The organism is Pseudomonas sp. AC070, from assembly GCF_979258635.1.
Genome location: NZ_OZ409871.1, coordinates 1783161 through 1807040, shown reverse-complemented (window position 1 = coordinate 1807040; position 23880 = coordinate 1783161). Strand labels below are relative to the sequence as shown.

Below are 23880 nucleotides of genomic sequence, written 5' to 3'. Positions count from 1 at the left end.
ATTGTTGTGTTCGGTGGGTGTGACCGGGCGCCTGTGCGGCGCGCTAAAAACGCCACTGCCACGCGTGTGGCGAGGCAGTGGAAATGCTTGATCAGCCCTCGCCCAGTTCGCGCATTACCGCGTACAGCGCCGACTTGGCCTCAAAGCCCACGCCTGGAATATCCGGCAGGCCGACGTAGCCGTCTTGCACCTGAATGCCGTCGGCAAACCCGCCGAAGGGCTGGAACACATCCGGGTAGGATTCGTTGCCGCCCAGGTGCAAACCGGCAGCGATGTTCAGCGACATCTGGTGGCCGCCGTGGGGCACCACGCGGCGCGACGACCAGCCCAGTTCTTCCATGACCTTGAGCGTGCGCATGTACTCGACCAGCCCGTACGACAGCGCGCAGTCGAACTGCACGTAATCGCGGTCGGCGCGCATGCCGCCGTGGCGCAGCAGGTTGCGCGCGTCCTGGTGAGAGAACAGGTTTTCACCAGTGGCCATCGGCAGTTCGTAGTGATTGGCCAGCTCGGCTTGCAGGGCGTAGTCCAGCGGGTCGCCGGCTTCTTCGTACCAGAACAGGTTGTACGGCTTGAGCGCTTCGGCGTAGGCAATCGCGGTGCGTTGGTCGAAACGGCCGTTGGCGTCCACGGCCAGACGGCTGCCGTCGCCTACGACCTTGATCACCGACTCGATACGGCGAATGTCTTCGGCCAACGGCACCGCGCCGATTTTCATCTTCACCACGTTGTAGCCGCGGTCGAGGTAGCTGCGCATTTCGTCTTGCAGCTTGGTGTCGTCCTTGCCTGGGTAGTAGTAACCGCCGGCCGCGTACACCCAGACCTTGTCGTCGGCCTGGCCGTTGCGGTAACGGTCAGCGAGCAGGCGGTACAGCGGCTTGCCTTCAATTTTCGCCACGGCATCCCACACGGCCATGTCGATGGTGCCTACCGCCACCGAGCGCTCGCCGTGGCCGCCGGGCTTCTCGTTGGTCATCAGGGTTTTCCAGATGGCGAACGGGTCGAGGTTGTTGTGTTCCTTGTCGATCAGCGATTCCGGGTCGGCTTCGGTGATGCGCGCCAGGAAGCGGTCACGCATCAGCGCGCCCTGACCGTAGCGGCCGTTGGAGTTGAAGCCGTAACCGATTACCGGCTTGCCGTCGCGGATCACATCGGTAACCACCGCCACGACCGAACAGGTCATTTTCGAGAAGTCGATGTAGGCGTTGGCAATGGGCGAGGCAATGGAAACGGTTTTTTCGCGGATGTCGACGATACGCATGGCGCGCTCCTCTTGTTGTTGAGGAGGTCACCGTAAACGTGGCTCCGGAGCACGCCCAATGCTATTAATGCGGCACCCCATGCACAAACGGCATTGCCCCAATGGAACTCGTCTGGCTCGAAGATTTTGCAGCGCTGGCTGCGTACGGCAGTTTTGTTCGCGCCGCCGAAGCGCGGCACATTACACAGCCGGCGTTCAGTCGCCGGGTGCGTTCATTGGAAACCTGGATGGGCGTCGAACTGTTCGTTCGCACGCCCCATGGCGCCACGCTCACCGAGGCGGGCAAACACATTCTGGCCAGCGCCCAAGACGCCGCCAGCCGGCTTTATCGCCTGCGCGCCGAGGCTCAGGAAGTGGCCGGCAAAGCCGCAAAAACCCTGCTGTTTGCCGCCACCCATTCGCTGTCGTTTACGTTTTTCCCGCGTTGGATTCGCAGCGCCGACAAAGGCGCGCCCATTGAAGCGGTGCGCCTGGACTCCGGCAGCATGGCGGTGTGCGAGCACATGCTGGTACACGGCCAAGTGCAGTTTCTGCTCTGCCATCGGCACCCTGACGTGCCGCCGCTGCTGCCGCCGGAGCAGTACGTTAGCAAGGTGATAGGTCACGACGTGCTGATGCCGCTGATGGGCGCTTCGGCCGAGTTTGGCGACGGCGCCAGCGCCCTGCCCTACCTCGCCTACACCGAAGAGTCGGGCCTGGGGCGAATCGTCAGCCACCGCTTGCTCGGCGAGCAAGCGCCTCCACTGGAACCGCTGTTCAGCAGCCCGTTGGCCGCCGTGCTGATGTCCATGGCGCTGGAAAACAAAGGCATCGCCTGGTTGCCCAAAAGCCTGACCGAGCAGGAAATCGTCGACGCGCGGCTCAAGCGCGCCCTTGATGAGCGCTGGGATATACCGCTGGATATCCACATCACCCGCCCTGTCGCGCCCATCAGTCCGTCGGCTGAAGCGTTTTGGCAGAAGCTGGGCTGACGGGTAACTGGCAAAAGCATCGCGGCTAAAGCCGCTCCTACAGGATGCAGTGGTTTGTATGGGAGCGACTTCAGTCGCGATGGGTTCGCACACCCAATGCTGATCAGCCACTTGTCGTCTCGACCAATCGCCCGTCGCTAGCTGAAGGTCCCTTGCTAAGACGCACTGGCGAGGACCGGCTGATGAGCGCAGATGCACACGACTACACCGCCCTGTTTGATCAACCCGAATCCGCTCCGGTCGGTACCGGGCATGCCGAGCTGGATTGTTTAATCATCGGCGCAGGCCCGGCCGGGCTGACCACGGCGGTTTATCTGAGCCGCTACCACCGGCGCGTATTGGTTGCCGACGGCGGCCGCAGCCGCGCCAGTCTGATTCCGCTGTCGCATAACTACCCAGGCTTCCCGCCCGGCATTTCGGGCAATGACCTGCTCTCCCGTCTGCGCGAACAGGCCACGCGGTATGGCGCTGCGATTGAACCCGGCTGTGTGCGTAGCCTGGAGAAAACCAAAACCGGGTTTGCCGCCCAACTCAACGACCGGGTAATTACGGCACGGCGTGTGGTGCTGGCCACAGGCATCGTCGATACCCTGCCGGACATGGACCGGCCCTACGACGGCGTGGCGCAAGCGTCGATCAGGCTTTGCCCGATTTGCGATGGTTATGAGATGGATGGCGACGACGTGGCGGTGTATGGCGAGGCCCATTGCGCGATCAGTCATGGCCTGTTTCTGCGCAACTTCACCGACCGCGTTACGGTGCTGGTGCACGGCGACAGCCAGGCCTGCGAGGAAGCGGTAGCGGTGGCGCGGCACACGGGCATACGCCTCATCAGCGACCGGGTGGAGCACATCGAAATCGTCGGCGAACAGGTGCGTGTGGTCACCTGCAAGGGCGAGCAATTTCACTTCGATATCGTCTACCCCTCGTTGGGTTCACAGGTGTGTTCGGAGCTTGCCACCCACCTCGGCGCGCAGGCCACCGACGGTGGTTCGCTGCAGGTGGACGCGCACCAACGCACCACGGTCGACGGTCTGTACGCGGTGGGGGATGTGGTGGATTCGCTGAAGCAAATCAGTGTCGCGACGGGCCAGGCGGCGGTCTGTGCGACCGCCGTGCATAACAGCCTTGAAGTGCGTTTGTGGGACCGGGCACGGGACAAAAAAGCCGTGCCCGATTAACCCTTAAGCAGGCGCACTCAGCGCCGTGCCTGAAGCTGCCGAGGCGAGGTGAGTACGTGCTCAAGCTGAGGCTCATCCACCGCCATATGCAAGGCCATATGCTGGGCCTGCTCCCAGCGCAGATCGGGGTCCAGCCACTGCATGGCATGTTCGGCGGTGAAGGCCAGCAGCCGCTGGGAGTAATCATTGTGGCTGTAGGTCATAAACGCCATGCCGTCACAGCCGCTGGGCTTTTCGCTGATTTGCGCCAGGCCGGCGAGGAACAACGGCGTGGAGCGGCGCGAGGTGGTGTAGCTCAGGCGCAGCGGCTGATCGAGCGGCGCGTCGGCGGGCAAGTCGTACCAACCGTCCACCGGCACCAATACGCGGCCATTGCTGCGCACGCGGTCGAACACTTTCGAGCGCATCACCAGGTGCAACGGAATCTGCGTACGCGGCGGCATGGTGCCCATGGCCCACACCGGCGACCAGCCCCAGCGCACTTTCACGCTTTCGATCTCACCGTCACGCTGGCGCAAAACGCTGACCGGCATATTGGGTTTGATCACGCTTTTTTTCTGCCCGGATGTCGCGAACGTAGCCGCCGAATGCCGGCTGCCCATGGCCCTGGATTCGCCGCTGACCAAGCGAGTTTCGGTATGTGCAAATAACTCAGAAAAATCCGTGGATGAAGCGTGTTGAACAATACATTTACACATGGCGAAACTCCGGCAGTCGTTCGTAAAGACGTCGTCGGCATTAGTCGCGCTTAGCAGCGAGTGACGACGTTGTGTACGTACGAGCGGTTGCCTGGAGCGCCGGTTCGACACTTCCGACCAACAGCCGGTTGGCGAGTGAACTTACTGCAACCGTGCTCAGTGAAACGTGGGGAACCGTTGTTTGACGAGCGCCTGCGCGTCCTCGGCGAGCTGATCGAGCAAGCGGTCGCGCTCATACTCCGCCTCGCGCATGGCGGTGTCGCCGTGCTGTTTAAGCAGATACGTATGAATTTGCCGCACCTCTTTGGACTGATAGATGGGCGCCTGATCTTGCACCGCCACCATGCCGCTGGAGCGCTGCGCGCGAGTGTTCATCAGCACCTGTGGGCCCTGAGCGGCCAGCACGCGAAAGCCCATCGCCTCGAAGGCCGGCACCTGACTGGCCACGCACGCCAACTCCATATGCGGGCGCTGCTCGATGATTTTCGCCACCATGGCTCGCGCCATTCCGCGCCGCCGACAGTTGGCTTGTACTGCCATATACGCCAGCGTGCAGGCTTGGGCGTCGTCATGGCTGGGCAAATACAAGGCAAAGCCCAACACCTGTGACGGGTCTTCGTCATCCAAGGCCAACACCAACCGCGGCGCACTCGGTTGCGCCTCGCCCATGGCCTGCAGATACAAGTGCACCTCAAAGCCGATCACGTATTGGTACAGCTGAAACAGCGGATTTTCAGGCGTTAGCGGCACCGGGCTGATATCGGTGAAGTAGTCGACCACCCTCTGCAACACCTGGCTTTTCAGCGACTCGGGCGGCGGGTTGTCCAGGTGTACGAGGGTGAACATGGGCGGCTGGGCTCCGGGCATAAGGAGGAACGGATGGCCGGTATTGTAGCGTTGGCCGGCCCGGTGCTGGCGACAGAGCGGCGTTTTCCCCGGGGCGTCAATTTCAACAGCGCGGCGCGGCGAATCTTCAGAGTTCATTAAGGTTGGTTGTTGATAGTGCCTCCATCGAATGACCGCTGGAGGGGATGTCGATGATTGATACCGAGTGGAACAGTTCGTTTCCGTTGAGTTTTGGCCCGGATGCAAAGCGTCCGCTGGCGTTGTCTCTGGTCCGTGAACACGAGGCTGACCGCGCGTTGATCGAGGGGTTTATTCAAGAGCGCTTCGCGGCGGTGCATCACGCCGACATTCATCAATTCATGCCTGAGCTGATGGCCTTGCATGACCGCCAGCATCAGCTCTGCGCGGCGGTGGGGTGCCGTTTGGGCGCGGCCGCGCCACTGTTTATCGAGCAGTACCTGCAAAACCCAGTGGAGCACGTGATTTCGCTGATCGCCGGTGAGACGGTGGAGCGACGCAGTGTGGTCGAGGTGGGCAACCTGGCGGCGCGCAATGCCGGCAGCGCCCGGCTGATTATTGTGGCCATGACCTGGCTGCTGGCCCGTCACGGGCTGGAGTGGGTGGTGTTCACCGGCGCTGCCACGTTGATCAACAGCTTCCAGCGCCTGGGCCTGGAGCCGCTGCTGCTGTGCGAGGCCGACCCGAAAATGCTCGGCCTGGATGAACACGCCTGGGGCAGTTATTACGCCCAGCATCCCCATGTGTACGCCGGCAATATCCGCTTTGGCCTGGAACAGCTGGAAACCAGCGGTGTGCTCGCACGCCTGGGTTTTCCTTTCTTTAATGCGGAGCACTGCCATGCAGCATGAATTGGCCGTGTTGCGCAGTGCGCTGCAAAACCATGGGCTGTTTCGCCCGACCGTGTGTGCGCTTCGAGGGCCGACCAGCCGCTTCGATTATGTGCACCTGTGGGACGCCATTGAGCAACGCCGGGCCCTGCTTCAGGCCCACAACGGCAAGGTGTTTGCGCTGGTGATGGAAAACAGCCCCGAAGCGGTGCTGTGGGACCTGGCGGCATTGTTCGCCGGCGTGCCCAGCGTGATTCTTGCGCCCTTCTTCACCCAGGCGCAGCGTGTGCATTGTTTCAATCAGAGCCAGGTGGATATCGCCATGGCTGATGAAGCAATGACCGAGCACATGGAAGATGCCGGCTTTCATCGCGAGGGCGTGTTCTGGCGCCGCACCCAGACTGCCGACCCGCTCATTCCCGAAGGCACCGCAAAAATCACCTACACCTCGGGAACCACCGGCACGCCCAAAGGCGTGTGCCTGAGCGCAGACGCCTTGCTGCGGGTGGCGCGCGAACTGGAAAGCGCCAGCCGCGCCGCCGCGCCCGAACGCTACCTGGCCGTGTTGCCGCTGGCGGTATTGCTGGAAAACCTGGGCATTTATGCCGCGCTGGTTGCTGGCGCGAGCATCACCCTTTCGCCGCAGCAGCAAATGGGCATCACCGGTGCCACGGGTGTGCAATGGCCGCGCCTGCTGGGCACCATGGTCATGAGCGGCGCGCAGAGCCTGATTCTGGTGCCGCAACTGCTGCTGGGGCTGGTCACGGCCATTGAACGCAAGCTGGTGTCGGCCGAGCTGTTTCGCTTTGTGGCGGTGGGCGGCGCACGGGTGTCGGCCGATTTGCTGGCCCGCGCCGCCGCCGTCCATTTGCCGGTTTACCAAGGCTATGGATTATCCGAATGCGCCTCGGTGGTGTGCCTGAACCGCCCGGCGCACAACCGCCCCGGCAGCGTCGGCAAGCCATTGCCGCACGTGCAGGTGCGCATTGCCGAGGACGGCGAAGTGCTGGTCAGCGGTTCGGCCCTGTTGGGCTATCTGGGCGAAGCGCCCTTCAGCGATGAGTGGCTGCCCACCGGCGACATCGGCGAGTTCGACGCTGACGGCTACCTGTTTTTGAAGGGCCGCAAGAAGCACCAGTTCATCACCAGTTTTGGCCGCAACGTTAATCCCGACTGGGTCGAGGCCGAGCTGACGCAGCGCGGCACCATCGCCCAGGCGTTTGTGCACGGCGAAGGCCTGAACCACAACCTGGCGTTGCTCTGGCCGCTGGACCCCTCCTGCGATGACGAGGCCCTGGCCGCCACCGTCGCCCACGCCAATACGCAACTGCCGGACTACGCCCAGGTTCACGCCTGGCAGCGCCTGCCCGCCCCGTTTACCCCCGATAACGGTTTGCTCACCAGCAATGGCCGGTTACGTCGGGACGCCATTTTGTCGCGCTACCGCGATGCCCTTTCCGCACTGGTTACCGAGTGAGGCTTACGCCATGACATTTTTCGACGAACTACAAGCGGCAACCGCGCACGAACGCCAGACGCTGTTCAGCGTTCCGGTCATTCGCGACGCCCTGGCCGGCGATGTCAGCCTGGACGGCTACCGCGCGTTTCTAACCCAGGCGTACTACCACGTCCGTCATACCGTGCCGCTGATGATGGCCTGCGGCGCACGGCTGCCCAGCCGGCTGGAATGGCTGCGCGGTGCGGTGTGCGAATACATCGAGGAAGAGTACGGCCATGAACAGTGGATTCTGAACGACATCCGCGCCAGCGGCGGCGACGCGGAGCGGGTGCGCGACGGCACGCCTTCGCTGCCCATCGAATTGATGGTGAGCTTTCTGTACGACCTGATCGCACGCGGCAACCCGGTTGGCTTGTTCGGTATGGTCAACGTGCTCGAAGGCACCAGCATCGCGCTGGCTACCCAGGCCGCGATCACCATCCAGCAACGCCTGTCGCTGCCAGCCACGGCTTTCAGCTACCTGGCCTCGCACGGCGCGCTGGACATCGGCCACATGGACACCTACCGCGACCTGATGAACCGGCTCGAAACGCCGGAAGACAAAGCGGCCGTCATCCATGCCAGCAAAGTGGTGTATCACCTCTACACCGAGATGTTCCGCACCCTGCCCCGCGCTCAGGCGCAAACGGGCGTCAGCGAGGCCCGTCATGCAACTGTCTGATTGCCGTGTGGTGCTGACCGGGGCCACCGGCGGCATCGGCTTGGCACTGGTAGAGCAGCTCTGCGCAGGCGGCGCCCACGTGTTGGCGGTCACGCGCCAGCCGGCGGCACTGGCGGCTTTGCGCGCCAGTTATCCGCACACCCTGCACGAGGTTGTCGCGGATCTGCGCACGCCGGCCGGGCGCCACGCCATCGTCGAGGCGGCGCGGCACATGGGCGGTATCAACCTGTTGCTCAACGGCGCAGGGGTAAACCGCTTTGCCTTGATCGAACAGCTCGACGACCACGCCATCGCCGACATGCTGACGGTGAACGTCATCGCCACCTTGCAGTTGACGCGCGCCATGCTGCCAACGCTGCGCAGCCAACCCCATGCGCTGGTAGTGAACGTGGGCTCGACTTACGGCTCCATCGGTTACCCCGGTTACGCGGTGTATTGCGCAAGTAAGTTCGCCCTGCGCGGGTTTTCCGAAGCGCTGCGCCGCGAGCTGGCCGACACCGACGTCAACGTGCTGTACGTGGCACCACGCGCCACCCGCACAAGCATGAACAGCGCCGCAGCCATGGCGCTGAACCAGGCCCTGAAGGCCAGCGTCGACGAACCCCAGCGCGTGGCACAGGCGGTGATGGGCGCCATTCAGAAAAACCTCAGTGAGCTGTACCTGGGCTGGCCGGAAAAACTCTTCGTGCGCCTGAACGGTTTGCTCCCGAGCGTGGTTGACCGCGCCCTGCGCAAAAAACTGCCGGTCATTCGCAGCTTTATTCATTCACAGGAAAATCCCCCACGATGAAAACCCACTGGTTAGTGCCCACCGTCGCCCTGCTCGGCATGTTTGCTCAGGCGTCAGCCTGGGCCCTGGACGAAACTGGCAGCCAACGCTTGCTGGGTATTCAGCAGCGTTGGGCCCAAGTGCAATACAACACCCCGGCGGCGCAAAAAACCGCCGAGTTCGAAAAGCTGGCGGCGCAGACCCAGGCGTTTGTGACCGAGCAACCTGAAGCGGCTGAAGCCTGGATCTGGAACGGCATCGTGGTCAGCAGTTGGGCCGGCGCCCAAGGCGGCTTGGGCGCGCTGGGCAAAGCCAAGCAATCGAAGGCCTCGCTGGAAAAAGCCTTGGAACTCGACCCTTCGGCCCTGCAAGGCTCGGCTTACACGAGCCTTGCCGCCCTCTACGACCGCGTGCCGGGCTGGCCGATTGGATTCGGTGACGCCGACAAAGCCGACGCACTGCTACGCCATGCGCTGCAACTAAACCCCAACGGCATCGACAGCTTGTACTTCTGGGGCGACCACCTGTACCGACAAGGCCAATACCCGCAAGCCAAAGCCGCCCTGCTCAGCGCTAAACTGGCGGCGCCGCGCCCCGGCCGAGAACTGGCTGACGAAGGCCGGCGACGTGATATCGATGCTTTACTCAAGGACGTTGAGCACAAGCTCGACTGATCGCCCACCTGTCATTAAGGACACCCATGCGCTTGTTGCTGGTCGAAGATGACACCGCCCTCGGTGAGGGCGTACGCGCCGGTTTGCGGGCCGAGGGCTACACCGTGGACTGGCTGCAAGACGGCGCCAGCGCCGTACACGCCCTGCTCAGCGAAACCTTTGATGTGCTGGTGCTGGATCTGGGCTTGCCCCGGCTGAGCGGCATTCAGGTGTTGCAGCAAATACGCGCCGGGGGCTGCAACCTGCCGGTGCTGATTCTCACCGCCCGCGACGACACCGAAGACCGCGTTGCCGGCCTGGACGCCGGCGCCGACGATTACCTGGTCAAACCCTTCGACCTCAACGAACTCAAAGCTCGCCTGCGCGCCCTGCTGCGCCGCAGTACTGGACGTGCACAAGTGGTGGTCGAACATGCGGGCGTCAGTCTTGATCCAGCCACCCAGCAAGTGCGCTACCAAGGCTCGGCGGTGGTGCTGACGCCCAAGGAATATGTACTGCTGCATGAACTGCTGGCTCAGCCAGGCAAGGTGTTCACCCGTGAACGCCTTACCCAACTGCTGTATGGCTGGGACGAAGAAGCGGAGAGCAACACCCTTGAGGTGCACATTCATCACCTGCGCAAAAAGCTGTTTGCAGAACTGATTCGAACCGTGCGCGGAATTGGCTATTTGGTGGAGCGTTGAGATGACCTCACTGCGCCATCGCACGCTGTGGTTGGTACTGGTGTTGTTGGTGCTGGGCACCTCGACCATCACGGTTTACAACTTCCACGACAGTAGCCATGAAATCACCGAAATCTACGACGCCCAACTCGCGCAAAGCGCCAGGCTGTTGCAGGGCGTGTTGCAAATGCCGTTGCCCGCTGAACAGCGTCAGCAACTCTACGAGGCCTTCAATAGCGCGTTGAGCCAGGCAGGCCGGCACAAAGTGGGCCATCCCTATGAAGGCAAAATGGCTTTTCAAGTGTGGGACCTGCACGGCAACAGCCTGGTGCGTTCGGCCAGTGCGCCGGTGTTCGAGCAACCGCCGAGCACGCCCGGTTTTGCTGAACTGAACGTGGCCGGTGCCGGCTGGCACGGTTTTCTGCTGCCCGACGACGCGCACGGTTTGCGCATCTGGGTGGGCGAGCGCGATGACGTTCGCCAAGACCTGGTCAACCGCATCGTGCGCCACACCCTGATTCCCAACCTGATCGGTATCGTGCTGTTGGCCGTGCTGGTGTGGCTGGCCATTGGCTGGGGCCTCAGGCCACTGCAGAACATGGCGCAAGTGATTCGCGCCCGCCATGCTGAATCGCTTGAACCGCTGCTGCTAACGCCCTTGCCGCGCGAGCTCGAACCCATGCAAGCGGCGCTCAACCGCCTGCTGTCGCAGATCGGCCACCTGCTGCAACGCGAGCGGCGGTTCATCGGCGATGCCGCCCATGAAATGCGCACGCCGTTGGCAATTTTGCGAATACATGTGCAAAACGCTCTGGAAGCGCACGACGACAAAACGCGCGAACAAGCGCTGCAGTTTCTGCTCGGCGGCGTAGACCGCCTGACCCGCGTGGTCAATCAGCTGCTGACCATGGCCCGCGTAGAGCCGCAGACAGCCCGCGAAGACTGGCACCGGGTCAATATTGAAAACGTAGTGCGCGAGACACTCGCTGAGCTGACGCCGCTGCTGTTGGACCGTGGCTTGGAGCTTTCGCTGGAAGTCGCCGCTGGTGATTACGACACCACCAGCGACGCGCAAGCCATTGGCATCGCCCTGCAAAATCTGGTCACCAATGCGGCGAACTTCTCGCCGGCCGGTGGCGAGGTCACGGTGCAGCTCGTGCATACCGCCGACACAGCATTCGAGCTCAGCGTTCGCGACCGGGGACCGGGCATCGACGAGGCCAAAATCGAGCGCCTGTTCGAGCGGTTCTACAGCCGCGATAACCCCAACGGCGCAGGACTGGGGTTGTCCATTGTCGAAATGATCGCCAAGCGCCTGGGCGGTGACATCGAGCTGCGCAACCACGCCGACGGCGGCCTACTAGCCACGCTGTCGATACCGCGCACCGCCTGACGTCACAGCCGTTGATCTTCAGACTTCATTAAGCCAACGCCGTAACAATGCCCTCTATCCACAGCGCCACTCCGGTGGCCTTACGCGTAGAGGGCATATGGCCGATCTCATCCGCAGCACCGCACACACATCGTCACCCCACGCCTCTGCGGCAGTGCCGCGCTACAGCAGCACCTCGCGGCGCCTGCATTGGCTGATGGCCGGGCTGGTGATAGCGGCTTACCTATTCATTGAGGGCCGGGGCTGGTTTCCCAAAGGCAGCACGTTGAAAACGCTGTTTATCCAGGGGCACTTTTGGGTCGGCTTGCTGGTGTTGGCGCTGGTCGTGCCCAGGCTGCTGGCGCGTCGGCGACACGCGACGCCACCGGTGCAGCCGCCGCTGACATCGCTGGTGCGCCGGGCCTCGCGCTTCACCCATATCGCCCTGTATATATTTTTGCTGGCCCAGCCCTTGATGGGCCTTGCGGTGGTGCTGCTGGAACGTGGCGGTGTGCCGCTGGGCAGCCTGACTATCGCCTCGCCTTTTCCTCTGAACAAAGCGCTGGCCCACAGCATTGAAGGCGCCCATGTGTTCGTCGGCACCGCCTTCTATTACGTGATTGGCCTGCATATCGCGGCAGCGTTTTGGCACCACCTCTACAGGCGCGACACCGTACTCAAACGCATGCTCTAAACAGCCGCGCGCTCACAGCGAGCGTTTGCGCACAGGGGCCGAGCGTTTCGGCACAGTGCAGGTGCGGCGCGATTATTAACATCGAGGCTCATCCAACGACCCTGAGTGAGCCTATGACCAGTCGTACTATGATCGGCGCAATCGCCTTCACCGCCGCCAGCCTGGCCCAGGCCCAAGGCTTGACCCTGAGCAGCCCGGACATCGCCGACAACCGCCGCCTGGAGACGCGCCAGGTGTATGAGGGGTTCGGATGTGAAGGCGGCAACGTCTCGCCTGCTCTGACATGGAGTCATGCGCCAGCGGGCACCAAAAGTTTCGCCATCACCGTATACGACCCCGACGCCCCTACCGGCAGCGGCTGGTGGCACTGGACGGTCTTCAACCTGCCCGCCACCGCCAACGCGTTACCGGCAGCCGCCAACGCCAGCACCTTGCCGACCGGCGCTGTGCAAGGGCGCAGCGATTACGGCACCGCGCAGTTCGGTGGCGCGTGCCCGCCGGTGGGCGACAAACCCCATCGCTACCAATTCACCGTGTGGGCATTGAAAGTGGATAAACTGCCGCTCGACGACCAGGCCAGCGGCGCGCTAGTGGGCTACATGCTCAACGCCAATGTCTTGGAAAAGGCCACGCTCACCCCCGTGTACGGACGCTAACTGCCATGCCCTCTTCTGCCGGCATTCAACACCAGGAAAGCCGAATTTCTGCCTGCGTAATCGAGGCTCGCCAGCACCATGCGTTGCAGCGAGTCACCGTATTCGTCACCACCTTGTGCCGCGTTCGACAGGGCGAAAAAGTGGTGCACTGGGACGGCAAAGAAATGCGCGGCGGGCCTCAGCATCTGGTGCTGTTGCCGGCAGGTTATGAACTGGCGGTCACCAATATTCCCGGCAAGCACGGCCACTACATTGCCGATGCCATCAGCTTTCCGACCGAGCTATTGCGCGACTTTCACGCGCGCTACCGGCAGCAACTGGACGTCCATCGCAGCTCGGCCCACGACCTCAGCGTGCCGCTCGACGCCCACACCAGCCAAGCCTGGAATCACCTTTTACAGGCCGTGAACGCCGGCGCCCCGGACGCCCTGCGCACCTTGTATGGCGAGGCGGTGTTGCTTGGCTTGGGGCTAGCGGGCTTGGCCGGCCCGCTTTTCGAAGACCGTCACGACCCGCTAAGCGAGCGCTTGCAGCAACTGATCATGAGCGCGCCCGGTAGCGACTGGACCGTAGAAAGCGCCGCGCGAAAACTGCACCTCGGCGCCTCGACATTGCGCCGGCAATTGAACAGCGAACAGCGCAGCTTTCGCGAAATTCTCAAAGAAATTCGCCTGGGCACCGCCCTGCATTTGCTACAAACCACCAGCCGACAAGTGAGCGACGTCGCCGCATGCAACGGCTACGCCTCGGCGTCCCGATTTGCCGTGAGTTTTCGCGCGCGCTTCGGCATTTCACCCAGGGATTTGCGCTCAGCCATCGGCCGCTCAGTTGACGAACCACCGCCCGCCATACCACCAGAGCCACCCGCCCAGCGCGAGCCAACTCAACACAATCAAACCCGCCATTAACCACCGCCCCTTCAGCGCCAACCGCTGCCCCGCCATCGCCTCGGCAGCCGGCCGACAACGCTCCAGCACGGCAGCCGGCGTCAGGCGCAGCGCCAAGGCAATGCCCAACGGCAACAACAGCAAATCGTCCAAATAACCCACGACCGGCACGAAATCCGGAATCAAATCGATGGGGCTGGCCGCGTACGCCAGCGTGGCCAAGGCCACCACCTTCGGCAGCCACGGCATGGCCGCATCGCGGCAGCACAGCCAGAGCAAGACCAAGTTGGTTTTCAGGCGATGGGCCCAGTGTTTGAGGCAGGCGATGAGCTGGGACACGGTGCGGTTCTCGCGGCACTAATGGGTAGAGCGGAGCGTTGAGTATCGAACAGCAATGACGGCCTTTAGCTTTTTGCGTGGCGAACCGAGGCCTCAGAAGCTGCGCACGCTATCGCTGAACACGCCTTGCGCTTGCACGAATGCGTTGTAGGCATCAATAGCGGTGCGATTTTCGGCCGCCCCCTGTGGGAGCGACTTTAGTCGCGATGTTTTTAAATCAAGAGCATCGCGACTAAAGTCGCTCCTACAGATTTGGGCTTCCCCGCTACCTGCGATGTCTCGTTCGCGCTGTGTCTTGGCGGGCGCTTTGGCAGGCGCCTGCGCCAACGTCGTGGAGATAGTGCTGTTCAATTCCTTGGCCTCGTCCATCGTCAAGCAGGCCCGAAGAACACAGGGGCGATCACGTACTCCTCGTACCCAACCCCAGCGCATCGCGTCGGCGTGAATACATACGAGCGCGCCACTTTGTAGGCGGCTTCGTCAAACCTGGAATCGGTCGATCCAACGACGCGCGCAGCCTTTGCACGCCCCACCCGCGCCGGGGAAATCAGGGCCACCCATACTTTTGCTTCTGCATACGCACTGACGCCGGCCGGGCGCAAGGCCGGTCCCATTGAGACAACAGAAAGAGACTCGCAGCCCGTTTCAGGACTCGGTGTCAGGGCAGTTTCGGGGAAGACCGTGCTGAGTTCGCAATCTGCGAATTTGCTGCATCGGTTTGCGTCCTCAAACAATCCAAAATCTTGTGTCAAAGGCTTCATAGGATTGGTGGGGCTGACTGAGTACATGTACATGGCGGGTGTCTCGCTTTGACAGCCGGGCAGTGCTGAAACGAAACAAAAAATGGCGATGGCGTGCATCGAACGCAGCATGGCTTTGTCTTCTTCGCGGAGGTGAGACACGGTAAGCGGTCAGGGCGCGTGAAGATGTCCGCTTTAGCGGACAACGGTGAAAGACCAATGTGCTGAGGTTGAATGATTCGAGTAAGAAAACGGAGTGTTCAACGCGGCGGCGCCGTTGGCTCCGTAACACTCGCACCGCAGTCCGGACAGCACGCGGCGTAACTGCTTGCACAGGCGTTCAGATGGGCACCGCAGCAGAGGCATGGGTGAATGCTGCGGCAGCTGCGTGCTTTAAGTGTGGCGAGGTGCACGCAACTACTGTCGCCGAAACCTCCAGCTTGTTTGCCTAGTGCAACCAAATGCCTGAACGCAAGGAGCAGGCACCTTATTAATCGTCGCCATTCACCCGCAACACCACCTTGCCATGCACGTGCTCGTTGGCAAGAAAGTCCAACGCCTCGGCCGCCTGCGGCAGGTCAAAAACCTTGGCGATAACCACCGACACGTCATCGGCCTCCACCAGCCCGGCAATCTGCGTCAGTTCCAGCCCGTTGGGCTCGGCCATAAATCGCGTGCCGGTTTTACCGGCCGCATCGGGGTGATGGGCGTCGGGCATTTGTAGGGTCGACACCAGCCGCCCGCCCTCGCCCAGCACCTGCCACGAGCGGGCCTGGGTTTCGCCGCCGATGAGGTCAATGACCAGGTCGAAGTCTTGGCAAATGTCTTCGAAACGCTCCCGCTTGTAATCAATCGCGCGGTCTACGCCGAGCGACTTGAGAAACGTGAGGCTGTCGGTGGAAGCCGTCGCGTACACCTTCGCGCCCTTGATTTTGGCGAATTGCACCGCCAAGTGCCCGACCCCGCCGGTGCCGCCATGAATCAACACTTTTTGCCCGGCTTCCAGGCTGCCGTGGGTGACCAATGCCTGCCAAGCGGTGTGGCCGGCCAGCGGCAGGCCGGCAGCCTTTTCCCAGCTGAGCGACGCGGGAATTTTCGCCAGATTTTTTGCCGCCACTGCGGCGAACTCGGCGAAGCTGCCGTCAGCGCCGAGCATGCCGAACACCCGGTCGCCGATGTTGAAATCGGTGACACCATCGCCCAGTTGCTCGACGACTCCAGTGACTTCGCGGCCCAGCGTAAGCGGCAAGTCTTTCTCGGTAATGTCCGGAAATTCGCCTTGGCGAATCTTGTAATCAACGGGATTGGTACCCGCCACCACGACGCGTACCAACACCTCGCCGGAATTGGCCTGCGGCATGTCCACGTCTTCAAAAGACATGACATCCGAGCCACCGAATTGGGAGATTCTGATCGCTTTCATACCGTTCACCTTCTGGTTCGAGACATCAGGTGTAGAAAGGCGGTGAGGCGCAGAGGTTTAGGGAGATTGCATTGGCCGGCGACGGATGGCAGAACAGGCGCGCCGACCAACGTCAGCGCTATTCTCCTCGCGGCCGGTGCTGTTGCGTCTGCAACAAAAACCCGAAACAAGACGACAAAGTAAAAAACACAACCGACTCGGCAATCCTGACCAAGAGATAGCCTATTTGAGCCAGCCGGACGCGCTCTGCATCGGGGTCAAGTTTCATCAGAACCAGTCCCAGCAAACAGAACAGCGATGTAAAAGCCGCGCCGGTGATGGCACCGTTTTGGATAGGCTTGTGGTTGCACACATATCCCGTCACAGCGCCACCTACTAGCCAGGGAAGCGCTCGCGCCAACTCGTACAACCCACCCACGAGGGTCCATGTCAGTTGCGAATCGATGTGTGAAATAACGATGGTCTTAGTCGACAGAAGCAGCCGAGCAAGGACATAAGCAACTGCCGCAGCTACGACGCCCATCGCCACTGCTCGCTTATCCATAAACCCAGGCATATTGGAAAAATTGGCACGATTCAGAACGCATCCCCATCCAGATCACGGCTTGCGTCTTCGAAAGAAATGGATCGTGCCGTTTGCGTCTGCGGCGGCAAACATCTTGCTCATCTACACTCGAAAAAACATCCAGTTTTACCCCGCCACCATGCCTCGCATCACCGACACAAATCGCCCCACCATTTCCCCCTTCCCCGCCGCGCACGCCAACGCCACGGTGCTCGCCGTCCCCTCATCGCTAAGCGGCACAAACGCCACCGACTCATGTGCCAACGCGCGCATGCTGTGCGGCAGCAACGCCACGCCAAAACCTGCCTGAATCAACTGCAACTGCGTGGTTTTACGCGACACCACTTGCGCCGCGCGCGGGAAGAAACCGGCTTGCATGCACAACGCCGCCGACAGGTAACTCAAGCCCCCGCGCTGGCCGTGGGGAATGGAGATAAACCGTTCTTCGCTGAGCTGATGCAGGGGCACGCTCTTGGCGCCCACGAGCGGATGGGCAGCGGCAACGGCGAGGTACAGCGGCTCGTCGAACAGTGGGTGAATCTCTACACCGTCGTGCTGGCGAAGCACTGGCAAACGCAGCAGGCCCACGTCGAGCGTACCGTCGGCGATGTCCTGCAGTTGGGCTTCGGAAGATTGCTGGGCGATGTCCAGCGAGACGTCGGCGTTGTCGCTCAGGTAGGCGCTGATGCGTTCGAGCAGCAGGCCGGTAATCGGCACCGTGCTGGAGTGACTAAGCCGCACACTGCCGCGTAAACCCTCGCCAACTTGCTGGGCGAGGCGCTCGGCTTTCTCCAGCTCGGCCAGCACATGGCGCGTACGTTCATAGAAGGCCTGGCCCGCAGGCGTCAGACGCGGCTGCCTCGCCGTGCGCTCAAACAGCGAGGTGCCGAGGTGCTGTTCAAGCTCCTTGATGTGCCGGCTCAGCGCCGACTGGGCGACAAACAGGCGCTGCGCCGCGAGCGTGAAGCTGCCGCATTCGGCGATCTCGGTGAAGTAACGCAACTGACGAAGCGAGGTCATGGCGGCTATCTCATTTCGAGATGACTTGTAAGGATTTTGCATATTAGTCGGCATAGCTCGCCATTGGCTAACCTGTGCGCTATTCCTTTCACCGTGGATTTTCCATGCTCGCCTCTGTCCTCGCTCAACTGCCCTTCTCTGCCCTCGATTGGCTTTTAATCGTCTCGGGCATTGCAGCGGCGTATGTGGTGTTTGGAGTTGCCGGTTTCGGCACGGCGTTAGTGGCTGGGCCGGTGCTGATTCACTTTATGCCGCTGTCGCGGATCATCCCCTTGTTGGTGCTGCTGGACTTCGTCGCCGCCTTCGGCAATTGGCTGCCCGCGCGCAAGGCGGTGGCGCGCAATGAACTGTTCCGATTGCTGCCGTGCATGGCAGTCGGCTGCACCGTGGGCGTGGTGTTTTTATTGCGGCTCAAGGCGGATGTGCTGCTGTTGCTGATGGGCCTGTTTGTCAGCGGTTACGCGCTGTACAGCTTGGCCGTGAAAAGCCGACCGGCTCAGCTCAACCCCTGGTGGGCGCTGCCGGCCGGCTCGGTAGGTGGATTATTTGGCGCGTTGTTTGGCAGCGGCGGCTTTTTGTATGCGCTGTATTTGAACGCGCGGCTCGACTCCAGCGAACAGGCGCGGGCCACGCAGAGTGCGCTGATCAGTTGCAGCACCGTGGTGCGGTTGGGGTTGTTTCTGCTGGCGGGCGTGTACGCCGATAGCGCGTTGTTGCTGCTTGCATTGGTGTTGCTGCCGGTGATGGCAGCAGGGCTTTGGGCGGGGCGGCAGCTCACGCGGCGACTGTCGCGCGAGGCGTTTATCCGGCTAGTGACGTGGTTGGTACTGGCCAGCGGACTGGCGTTGATTGTCCGCTACCTGAGTCTGTGGGCCGGCGACTAAGCGCTTGCGATTGCGCTCCCGCCAAGCAGCGCCACGCCCAGATACCACAGCCACAGGAATGGCTTGGCCTCAGGTTGATTCCTGCCATACACGTAGACATAAAAAGGGATAACAAAGCAGAGCAACGCGTGCAGAACCGAGTGTTTCGACGCGACGATGACAATCGCGATCTGCATCGCGATGATGAGTCCGAGCCCGGACAACACCAAGAACATAACCATCTGGAATCCCTTCCCTGAAAAAAGCCGGCGAGCTTAAAAGCCATTGCTACGTAACGACGGATTACGCGCGCCGCTTGCTTTAAAAAACCTGTCCCACCTCGGCGCATTTCTCGGTATGTTGGCCGCTCACTTCAACCTTCGTCGCCTGCGCGCGCTGCGGTTACACCGAGTTCTACCGCCGCAACCGCAATGGGCTGCGTAACGTTTTGGACTTCAGCATCGGCTAAACGACGACGTCATGATCGCAGTTTCTAGTTTTTACAGACCATCGATGCGCACATTCGCCGAGCAATATTGAGCTAAGGCTTTGCGGCGTTCTCGACCGTTACCTATTTCCAGAGAGCAAACAGTGAACGACAACCACAGCGGTCAAGTCGCGCTGGTCAGCGGCGCCGGCAGCGAGCACGGCATTGGCTTTGCCATCGCCAAGCGCCTTGGCGACGCGGGGGCGAAGTTGATCGTCACCGGCAGCAGCGCGCGCATCCATGAGCGCGTGGCGCAATTGCGCAGTGAAGGCTACGAGGTAGAAGGTCGCCCGGCCGACCTCACGCAAGCCACGCAAGTCGCCGAATTGGTGGCGTGGGCTCAATCGCTTTGGGGACGCATCGATGTGCTGGTGAACAACGCTGGCATGGCCGTTCTGGGCGAAGCTGAGGACTTCGCTGACCTGGCCGACATGAGCCTCGAGGCCTGGAACACCTCGATTGCGCGAAACCTCACCACGGCGTTTCTGCTAACGCGCGCGGTGTTGCCGGGCATGAAGCACCGTGGGTACGGACGTATCGTCCAAATCAGCTCCACCACCGGCACCCGCGTCAGCAACCCTGGCGAGGCGGCCTATGCAGCAGCGAAAGCCGGCATGGTGGGTATGAACATGAGCCTGGCGTTGGAAGTGGCGCCGTATGGCATCACCGTGAACTCGGTGGCGCCTGGATGGATTGCTACCCAGTCGAGCACCGCTGAGGAACTGGTTGCGGCGCAGTACGTGCCAGTTGGGCGCGCCGGCAGGCCGGAAGAAGTTGCTGCAGCAGTGGCGTTTCTGGCTTCGCCTGAGTCGAGCTATATAACGGGCGAGGTGCTGGTGGTCGATGGGGGGAATTGTTTGTCGGAGAACAAGGGGCCTCGTTAACAGCGGCAGACAAAAACCATTTTTCAACAGGCAGCGCTTGCCCGAGCTGCACATCTGTCCCTTTGGTTCCAGCCCCGTCGTGAGCAGCTTGGCAAAACGAGCTTCTCATGACGCGCTGACGCCTCGTCCACCGCCTGGCTGGCTTCCTCAGACCAACCGCGCGCCGCCATCGATATTCAGCGTGGCGCCGTTCATAAAGCCGTTGGTCATCAGGAAAACCGTGGCCGCACCCGCCTCTTCGGCGGTGCCGAGACGGCGCAACGGCAGCGTTTGTTCCAGAGCACTCACGAACGCATCGCGGCCTTCGCCCAGCGCTTTGCTGAAGATGGGCGTGTCGATTGGACCGGGCGACAGGGTGTTCACCCGAATCGGCGCCAATTCCAACGCCAGGCCTCGGGCCAAGGCTTCCATCGCCGCCGACGCAGCCGCCAACACCGCGCTGCCGTGGGCCGTTGGGCGCTCGGACAACATGCCGGAAATGAAGGTGATGGAGCCGTCTTTGGCCAGGCGCTCGCCCAAGGCGCGAATGGCATGCACGGACGCCCACATGCGCTCGTCAAAAGCGCGGTGCAGCAGACCGATGTCGGCGTCCAGCACGTTGCCCACCACGTAGGTGCCGGCCAGCAGAACCAGGTGATCGACGTGGGGGACATCTGCCAGTGCGGTGTAAATGGCGGCGCTGTCGGTCACGTCGGCGGCGCGCCAGGCGTCCAGGCCGTTGTCGCGGGCGGCCTGTTCGGCACGGGCGGCATTGGAGCCGATCACGGTTACATGAGCGCCGCTGGCTTTGGCTTGAATGGCGGCAGCTAAACCGATGCCGGAGGTACCGCCGAAAATCACCACGGTGCGGTCGTGCAGGTTGCTGGGAAGCGCGCTGTTGAGAGCAGGTGTTGGGGTCATGTCTATCTCCTTGAACGCCCGGATGGCGTCGATGGAAGAAAGCCTAAAGGTAAGCGCGAAGATTGATAATTAGGCCGTAAGTCGCTTTACTGATGCCATGAAGGAACAAATAGGGTTAGACCGCCTGACCGGTCTTATTGCCTTTGCCCGCGCCGCGTCGCTGGGCAGCTACACGGCCGCCGCGCGGGACTTGTCCGTGTCGCCTTCGGCCATCAGCAAAAGCGTGCAGCGCCTTGAGCAGCACTTCGCGCTCAAGTTGTTTAGCCGCACGACCCGCTCGCTCACGCTCACGCCCGAAGGCCGCGATTTATACGAGCGCGCCCTGCGCATTTTGCGAGAAGTGGAAGCCATCGATCAGGCCGCCGTGGCCTCGCGTGCCGAACCGTCGGGCACGTTGAAAATCACCGCGCCGCCACCGATTGGTTTGAACATCCTGGCTCCGGCCCTACCGCGATTTCGCCAGCGCTACCCCAAGCTCGCCATCGACCTGCGCCTGGGCGACTCGCTCGCCGACATCATCGAGCAAGGCATCGACGTGGCCGTGCGTGTCGGCAACCTGGCGGACTCTCGATTGATCTCGAAAACATTGGCGCCCCATCGCATCGCCGCCTTCGCTTCGCCCGAGTATCTGGCCCGGCGCGGCACACCGCTGCACCTGAGCGAGCTGGAACAACATGACTGCGTGAACTTCCGCTACCAAAGTTCCGGCCTGGCCTTGCGCTGGCCGTTCAATGTGGAGGGCAACGTCAGCGAATGGGTGCCGGAATCGGGCATTACCATCGATGCCAGCGATGCAGTCGCCGCCGTGGTGGCAGCCGGTGGCGGCATTGGCATTTCGCCCACCTATGTCGCCGCGCCGTATGTAGCGCGCGGGGAGCTGACGCCGCTGTTTCCCGAGCACGCGGTAGACCGTTCGTTCATCACCGCTTTATGGCCGGAAAGCCGGCGCGGCAGCCCGAATGTGAAGGCGTTTGTGGGTTTTTTGGAGGAGCTGTTTCCCTCGCCTACACCGTGGGATGAGCGGGTGCGTGGGGGGTGATTTTTAGTTCGCGGGGTTCGCTAGCACGCTAGCGCCTACGGCGGTTTCGCCTCCTTTGTACCGAAGACTAATGGCTCTGTAGGAGCCACCTTGGTGGCGAACCCTGAAAACAAAGATTCCCGCCCTATCCTCAGACCGCGAACCCCACGCCCAAACGATTACCCCCACCGTATTGACATATCTAATAATCTCGATATCCTCCTCTCCCCATGGAACTCGTCGAAATCTTCAAAGCCCTCTCCAATCCAATACGCCTTCAAATTTTGAAAGGCCTAAAGGACCCGGAGAAACATTTCCCTGCGCAAGATGAGGGCGACGTTCACACGGTTGGCGTTTGCGTCAGTAGCATTCAGGAAGGCATCGGCCTTTCGCAGTCAACGGTGTCGGCTTATTTGGCGACGTTGCAACGAGTCGGTCTGGTCGACGCCACGCGCATCGGTCAGTGGACGTACTACAAGCGCAATGAAGCAAACATCAGTGCTCTGGCGGAGACCATAGGCACAGGTCTCTAATTTTTTTGCCCATGGATATCGAGATTCCTCGATATCCCTTTATCTAGATACGAGGATTCACCATGAAAGCAATGTTGCTCAACGCCTTCGGCGGCCCGCAATCGTTCCAATTAAGCGAAGTGCCCAAACCCGTACCCGGCGCCGGACAGGTGCTGGTGCGGGTGCATGCCACCTCCATTAACCCCTTGGACTACCAGGTTCGCCGTGGCGACTACGCCGACCTGGTGCCCCTGCCCGCCATAACCGGTCACGACGTATCAGGCGTTGTCGAAGCCGTAGGTCCGGGCGTGACGAGCTTCGCGCCGGGCGATGAGGTTTGGTACACGCCGCAAATTTTTGACGGCCCCGGCAGTTACGCCGAATACCACGTGGCGGCCGAAGCCATCATCGGCAAGAAGCCAGCATCGTTGAGCCATCTGGAAGCCGCGAGCCTCACCCTGGTGGGTGGCACGGCGTGGGAAGCCTTAGTGGTGCGCGCAGCGCTGAGAGTGGGCGAAAGCGTGCTTATCCACGGCGGCGCGGGCGGTGTCGGCCACGTGGCCATTCAACTGGCAAAAGCCATTGGCGCGAAGGTGTACACCACCGCACGTGAGGAAAACGCCGAGTTCGTGCGCAGCATGGGCGCCGATGTGGTTATCGATTACGAGAAAGAAGATTACGTAGCCGCCATCAACCGCGAAACGGCGGGCCACGGCGTCGACGTCGTGTTCGACACCATCGGCGGCGACACGCTCACCCGCAGCCCCGATGTGCTCGCCCAACTGGGCCGTGTGGTGTCGATTGTCGACATCGCCAAGCCGCAAAACGTGATTCAAGCCTGGGGCAAAAACGCGAGCTACCACTTCGTTTTCACCCGACAAAATCGCGGCAAGCTCGACGAATTGAGCGCGTTGGTTGAACGCGGTCAGCTGCGACCTCACGTGGGCGCCGTGTATTCGCTGGCCGACCTCGGTGCCGCCCATGCCCGGCTGGAAGGTCGGAACAACGGTCTTCGAGGAAAAATCGTGATTGCCGTCGAGCCATCGCTCATTGCCTAAGCGCGCTTGCGTCTATTGGAGGTACCCCATGATTTACGAGATCGCTCTGCTGCCGGTCCACCCAGACCGCATCGACAGTTTCCGACGTGCATTTGCAAGCGTCGCCCCCCTACTCACACGCACCAAGGGCTACGGCGGCCACCTGCTGGCCCAAGGCATTGAACAGCCGGCGGTGTTCAACCTGATCGTGCAATGGGCGTCGCTCGAAGACTACACGCCGGGCTTCGAGGCGAGTGAAGACCATCGGTTGTTTATGCAGGGGTTGGAGGATTATTTCTCTGACGAACCCAGCGTCTACCACATCGAGGGCGCGGCGTTTGCTGCGGGGGGCGGCACGCATGGAACGACTTGAGAGGATTAGGCAATAGTCGA

At 61.7% G+C, this 23880-nt stretch carries 29 protein-coding genes and 1 pseudogene; 19 read left to right on the top strand and 11 right to left on the bottom strand.

What is annotated here, in order from left to right; all coding sequences use genetic code 11:
- Nucleotides 1–91: 91 nt before the first annotated feature.
- The gene (locus tag ACZZ0Q_RS08225) at nt 92–1261 is read right to left on the bottom strand and encodes a mandelate racemase/muconate lactonizing enzyme family protein (RefSeq protein ID WP_463383187.1); all 1170 of its coding nucleotides are present in this window, start codon (nt 1259–1261) and stop codon (nt 92–94) included.
- Nucleotides 1262–1362: 101 nt separating this feature from the next.
- Here ACZZ0Q_RS08225 and ACZZ0Q_RS08220 point away from each other — a divergent pair, with 101 nt between their 5' ends.
- Nucleotides 1363–2232, top strand: a complete 870-nt coding sequence (locus ACZZ0Q_RS08220) for a LysR family transcriptional regulator (protein ID WP_463539397.1) — start codon at nt 1363–1365, stop codon at nt 2230–2232.
- A 182-nt stretch (nt 2233–2414) separates the two neighbouring features.
- Nucleotides 2415–3413, top strand: a complete 999-nt coding sequence (locus tag ACZZ0Q_RS08215) for an NAD(P)/FAD-dependent oxidoreductase (protein WP_463560449.1) — start codon at nt 2415–2417, stop codon at nt 3411–3413.
- A 17-nt stretch (nt 3414–3430) separates the two neighbouring features.
- On the opposite strand, the gene ACZZ0Q_RS08210 is transcribed toward ACZZ0Q_RS08215, so the two are convergent.
- Both ACZZ0Q_RS08210 and ACZZ0Q_RS08205 read right to left on the bottom strand, forming a co-directional pair.
- Nucleotides 3431–4015, bottom strand: a complete 585-nt coding sequence (locus tag ACZZ0Q_RS08210; RefSeq protein WP_463560448.1) for an SOS response-associated peptidase family protein — start codon at nt 4013–4015, stop codon at nt 3431–3433.
- A 252-nt stretch (nt 4016–4267) separates the two neighbouring features.
- Nucleotides 4268–4957: a GNAT family N-acetyltransferase gene (locus ACZZ0Q_RS08205; RefSeq protein WP_463539400.1), complete on the bottom strand. Its 690-nt coding sequence runs from the start codon at nt 4955–4957 to the stop codon at nt 4268–4270.
- Nucleotides 4958–5148: 191 nt separating this feature from the next.
- On the opposite strand from ACZZ0Q_RS08205, the gene ACZZ0Q_RS08200 reads away from it, so the two are divergent.
- The 10 genes from ACZZ0Q_RS08200 to ACZZ0Q_RS08155 all read left to right on the top strand — a co-directional run bounded on the left by ACZZ0Q_RS08200 (nt 5149) and on the right by ACZZ0Q_RS08155 (nt 13720).
- Nucleotides 5149–5826: a thermostable hemolysin gene (locus ACZZ0Q_RS08200; protein WP_463539401.1), complete on the top strand. Its 678-nt coding sequence runs from the start codon at nt 5149–5151 to the stop codon at nt 5824–5826.
- A complete protein-coding gene (locus ACZZ0Q_RS08195; protein ID WP_463539402.1) occupies nt 5816–7282 on the top strand; it encodes an AMP-binding protein in 1467 nt (488 codons plus the stop codon). Before ACZZ0Q_RS08200 ends, ACZZ0Q_RS08195 begins: the two co-directional genes overlap by 11 nt.
- Before the next feature lie 10 nt (nt 7283–7292).
- Entirely contained in the window at nt 7293–7985 is a 693-nt protein-coding gene (locus tag ACZZ0Q_RS08190) for a TenA family transcriptional regulator (RefSeq protein ID WP_463539403.1), read from the top strand.
- Complete coding sequence (locus ACZZ0Q_RS08185) at nt 7972–8775, top strand: SDR family oxidoreductase (protein ID WP_463539404.1); 804 nt, start codon at nt 7972–7974, stop codon at nt 8773–8775. Before ACZZ0Q_RS08190 ends, ACZZ0Q_RS08185 begins: the two co-directional genes overlap by 14 nt.
- Nucleotides 8772–9428 (top strand): tetratricopeptide repeat protein, encoded by a 657-nt coding sequence (locus ACZZ0Q_RS08180; RefSeq protein WP_463539405.1) that lies wholly within the window; start codon nt 8772–8774, stop codon nt 9426–9428. Before ACZZ0Q_RS08185 ends, ACZZ0Q_RS08180 begins: the two co-directional genes overlap by 4 nt.
- A gap of 26 nt (nt 9429–9454) precedes the next feature.
- Nucleotides 9455–10111, top strand: a complete 657-nt coding sequence (locus ACZZ0Q_RS08175) for a response regulator (protein ID WP_463539406.1) — start codon at nt 9455–9457, stop codon at nt 10109–10111.
- A 1-nt stretch (nt 10112) separates the two neighbouring features.
- Nucleotides 10113–11483: an ATP-binding protein gene (locus ACZZ0Q_RS08170; protein WP_463539407.1), complete on the top strand. Its 1371-nt coding sequence runs from the start codon at nt 10113–10115 to the stop codon at nt 11481–11483.
- Between the two features lie 97 nt (nt 11484–11580).
- Nucleotides 11581–12156: a cytochrome b gene (locus ACZZ0Q_RS08165; protein WP_463539408.1), complete on the top strand. Its 576-nt coding sequence runs from the start codon at nt 11581–11583 to the stop codon at nt 12154–12156.
- A 128-nt stretch (nt 12157–12284) separates the two neighbouring features.
- The gene (locus ACZZ0Q_RS08160; protein ID WP_463542214.1) at nt 12285–12812 is read left to right on the top strand and encodes a kinase inhibitor; all 528 of its coding nucleotides are present in this window, start codon (nt 12285–12287) and stop codon (nt 12810–12812) included.
- A gap of 5 nt (nt 12813–12817) precedes the next feature.
- Complete coding sequence (locus ACZZ0Q_RS08155) at nt 12818–13720, top strand: helix-turn-helix transcriptional regulator (RefSeq protein WP_463539409.1); 903 nt, start codon at nt 12818–12820, stop codon at nt 13718–13720.
- Here ACZZ0Q_RS08155 and ACZZ0Q_RS08150 read toward each other — a convergent pair.
- The 6 genes from ACZZ0Q_RS08150 to ACZZ0Q_RS08125 all read right to left on the bottom strand — a co-directional run bounded on the left by ACZZ0Q_RS08150 (nt 13637) and on the right by ACZZ0Q_RS08125 (nt 17786).
- On the bottom strand, nt 13637–14038 hold the full coding sequence (locus ACZZ0Q_RS08150; RefSeq protein WP_463539410.1) for a YkvA family protein: 402 nt from the start codon (nt 14036–14038) through the stop codon (nt 13637–13639). The genes ACZZ0Q_RS08155 and ACZZ0Q_RS08150 overlap by 84 nt on opposite strands.
- Nucleotides 14039–14131: 93 nt before the next feature.
- Nucleotides 14132–14407, bottom strand: a complete 276-nt coding sequence (locus ACZZ0Q_RS08145; protein WP_122496464.1) for a type II toxin-antitoxin system CcdA family antitoxin — start codon at nt 14405–14407, stop codon at nt 14132–14134.
- A 2-nt stretch (nt 14408–14409) separates the two neighbouring features.
- The gene (locus tag ACZZ0Q_RS08140) at nt 14410–14910 is read right to left on the bottom strand and encodes a hypothetical protein (RefSeq protein WP_463539411.1); all 501 of its coding nucleotides are present in this window, start codon (nt 14908–14910) and stop codon (nt 14410–14412) included.
- A 358-nt stretch (nt 14911–15268) separates the two neighbouring features.
- Nucleotides 15269–16201, bottom strand: a complete 933-nt coding sequence (locus tag ACZZ0Q_RS08135) for an NADP-dependent oxidoreductase (protein ID WP_463539412.1) — start codon at nt 16199–16201, stop codon at nt 15269–15271.
- A 118-nt stretch (nt 16202–16319) separates the two neighbouring features.
- Nucleotides 16320–16724: a hypothetical protein gene (locus ACZZ0Q_RS08130; RefSeq protein WP_463539413.1), complete on the bottom strand. Its 405-nt coding sequence runs from the start codon at nt 16722–16724 to the stop codon at nt 16320–16322.
- 168 nt (nt 16725–16892) lie between these two features.
- Nucleotides 16893–17786 (bottom strand): LysR family transcriptional regulator, encoded by an 894-nt coding sequence (locus tag ACZZ0Q_RS08125; protein ID WP_463560446.1) that lies wholly within the window; start codon nt 17784–17786, stop codon nt 16893–16895.
- Nucleotides 17787–17890: 104 nt separating this feature from the next.
- Here ACZZ0Q_RS08125 and ACZZ0Q_RS08120 point away from each other — a divergent pair, with 104 nt between their 5' ends.
- The gene (locus ACZZ0Q_RS08120; protein ID WP_463560445.1) at nt 17891–18670 is read left to right on the top strand and encodes a sulfite exporter TauE/SafE family protein; all 780 of its coding nucleotides are present in this window, start codon (nt 17891–17893) and stop codon (nt 18668–18670) included.
- Here the strand turns inward: ACZZ0Q_RS08120 and ACZZ0Q_RS08115 are convergent.
- On the bottom strand, nt 18667–18891 hold the full coding sequence (locus ACZZ0Q_RS08115; RefSeq protein WP_463539414.1) for a hypothetical protein: 225 nt from the start codon (nt 18889–18891) through the stop codon (nt 18667–18669). The genes ACZZ0Q_RS08120 and ACZZ0Q_RS08115 overlap by 4 nt on opposite strands.
- 146 nt (nt 18892–19037) lie before the next feature.
- Here ACZZ0Q_RS08115 and ACZZ0Q_RS08110 point away from each other — a divergent pair.
- Nucleotides 19038–19118, top strand: a pseudogene (locus ACZZ0Q_RS08110) (zinc ribbon domain-containing protein); the annotation flags it as partial.
- 122 nt (nt 19119–19240) lie between these two features.
- Nucleotides 19241–20020: an SDR family NAD(P)-dependent oxidoreductase gene (locus ACZZ0Q_RS08105; protein ID WP_463560444.1), complete on the top strand. Its 780-nt coding sequence runs from the start codon at nt 19241–19243 to the stop codon at nt 20018–20020.
- A gap of 147 nt (nt 20021–20167) precedes the next feature.
- Here the strand turns inward: ACZZ0Q_RS08105 and ACZZ0Q_RS08100 are convergent, their stop codons facing one another.
- Entirely contained in the window at nt 20168–20920 is a 753-nt protein-coding gene (locus ACZZ0Q_RS08100; protein WP_463539415.1) for an SDR family oxidoreductase, read from the bottom strand.
- A 97-nt stretch (nt 20921–21017) separates the two neighbouring features.
- On the opposite strand from ACZZ0Q_RS08100, the gene ACZZ0Q_RS08095 reads away from it, so the two are divergent.
- From ACZZ0Q_RS08095 to ACZZ0Q_RS08080, 4 genes are all read left to right on the top strand, one after another.
- Entirely contained in the window at nt 21018–21959 is a 942-nt protein-coding gene (locus ACZZ0Q_RS08095; protein ID WP_463539416.1) for a LysR family transcriptional regulator, read from the top strand.
- Nucleotides 21960–22168: 209 nt separating this feature from the next.
- A complete protein-coding gene (locus tag ACZZ0Q_RS08090; RefSeq protein ID WP_463539417.1) occupies nt 22169–22471 on the top strand; it encodes an ArsR/SmtB family transcription factor in 303 nt (100 codons plus the stop codon).
- A gap of 62 nt (nt 22472–22533) precedes the next feature.
- Nucleotides 22534–23508, top strand: coding sequence for a zinc-dependent alcohol dehydrogenase family protein (locus ACZZ0Q_RS08085; protein ID WP_463539418.1), 975 nt, complete (start codon nt 22534–22536; stop codon nt 23506–23508).
- Between the two features lie 28 nt (nt 23509–23536).
- The gene (locus tag ACZZ0Q_RS08080) at nt 23537–23860 is read left to right on the top strand and encodes an antibiotic biosynthesis monooxygenase family protein (protein WP_463560442.1); all 324 of its coding nucleotides are present in this window, start codon (nt 23537–23539) and stop codon (nt 23858–23860) included.
- Nucleotides 23861–23880 lie beyond the last annotated feature (20 nt).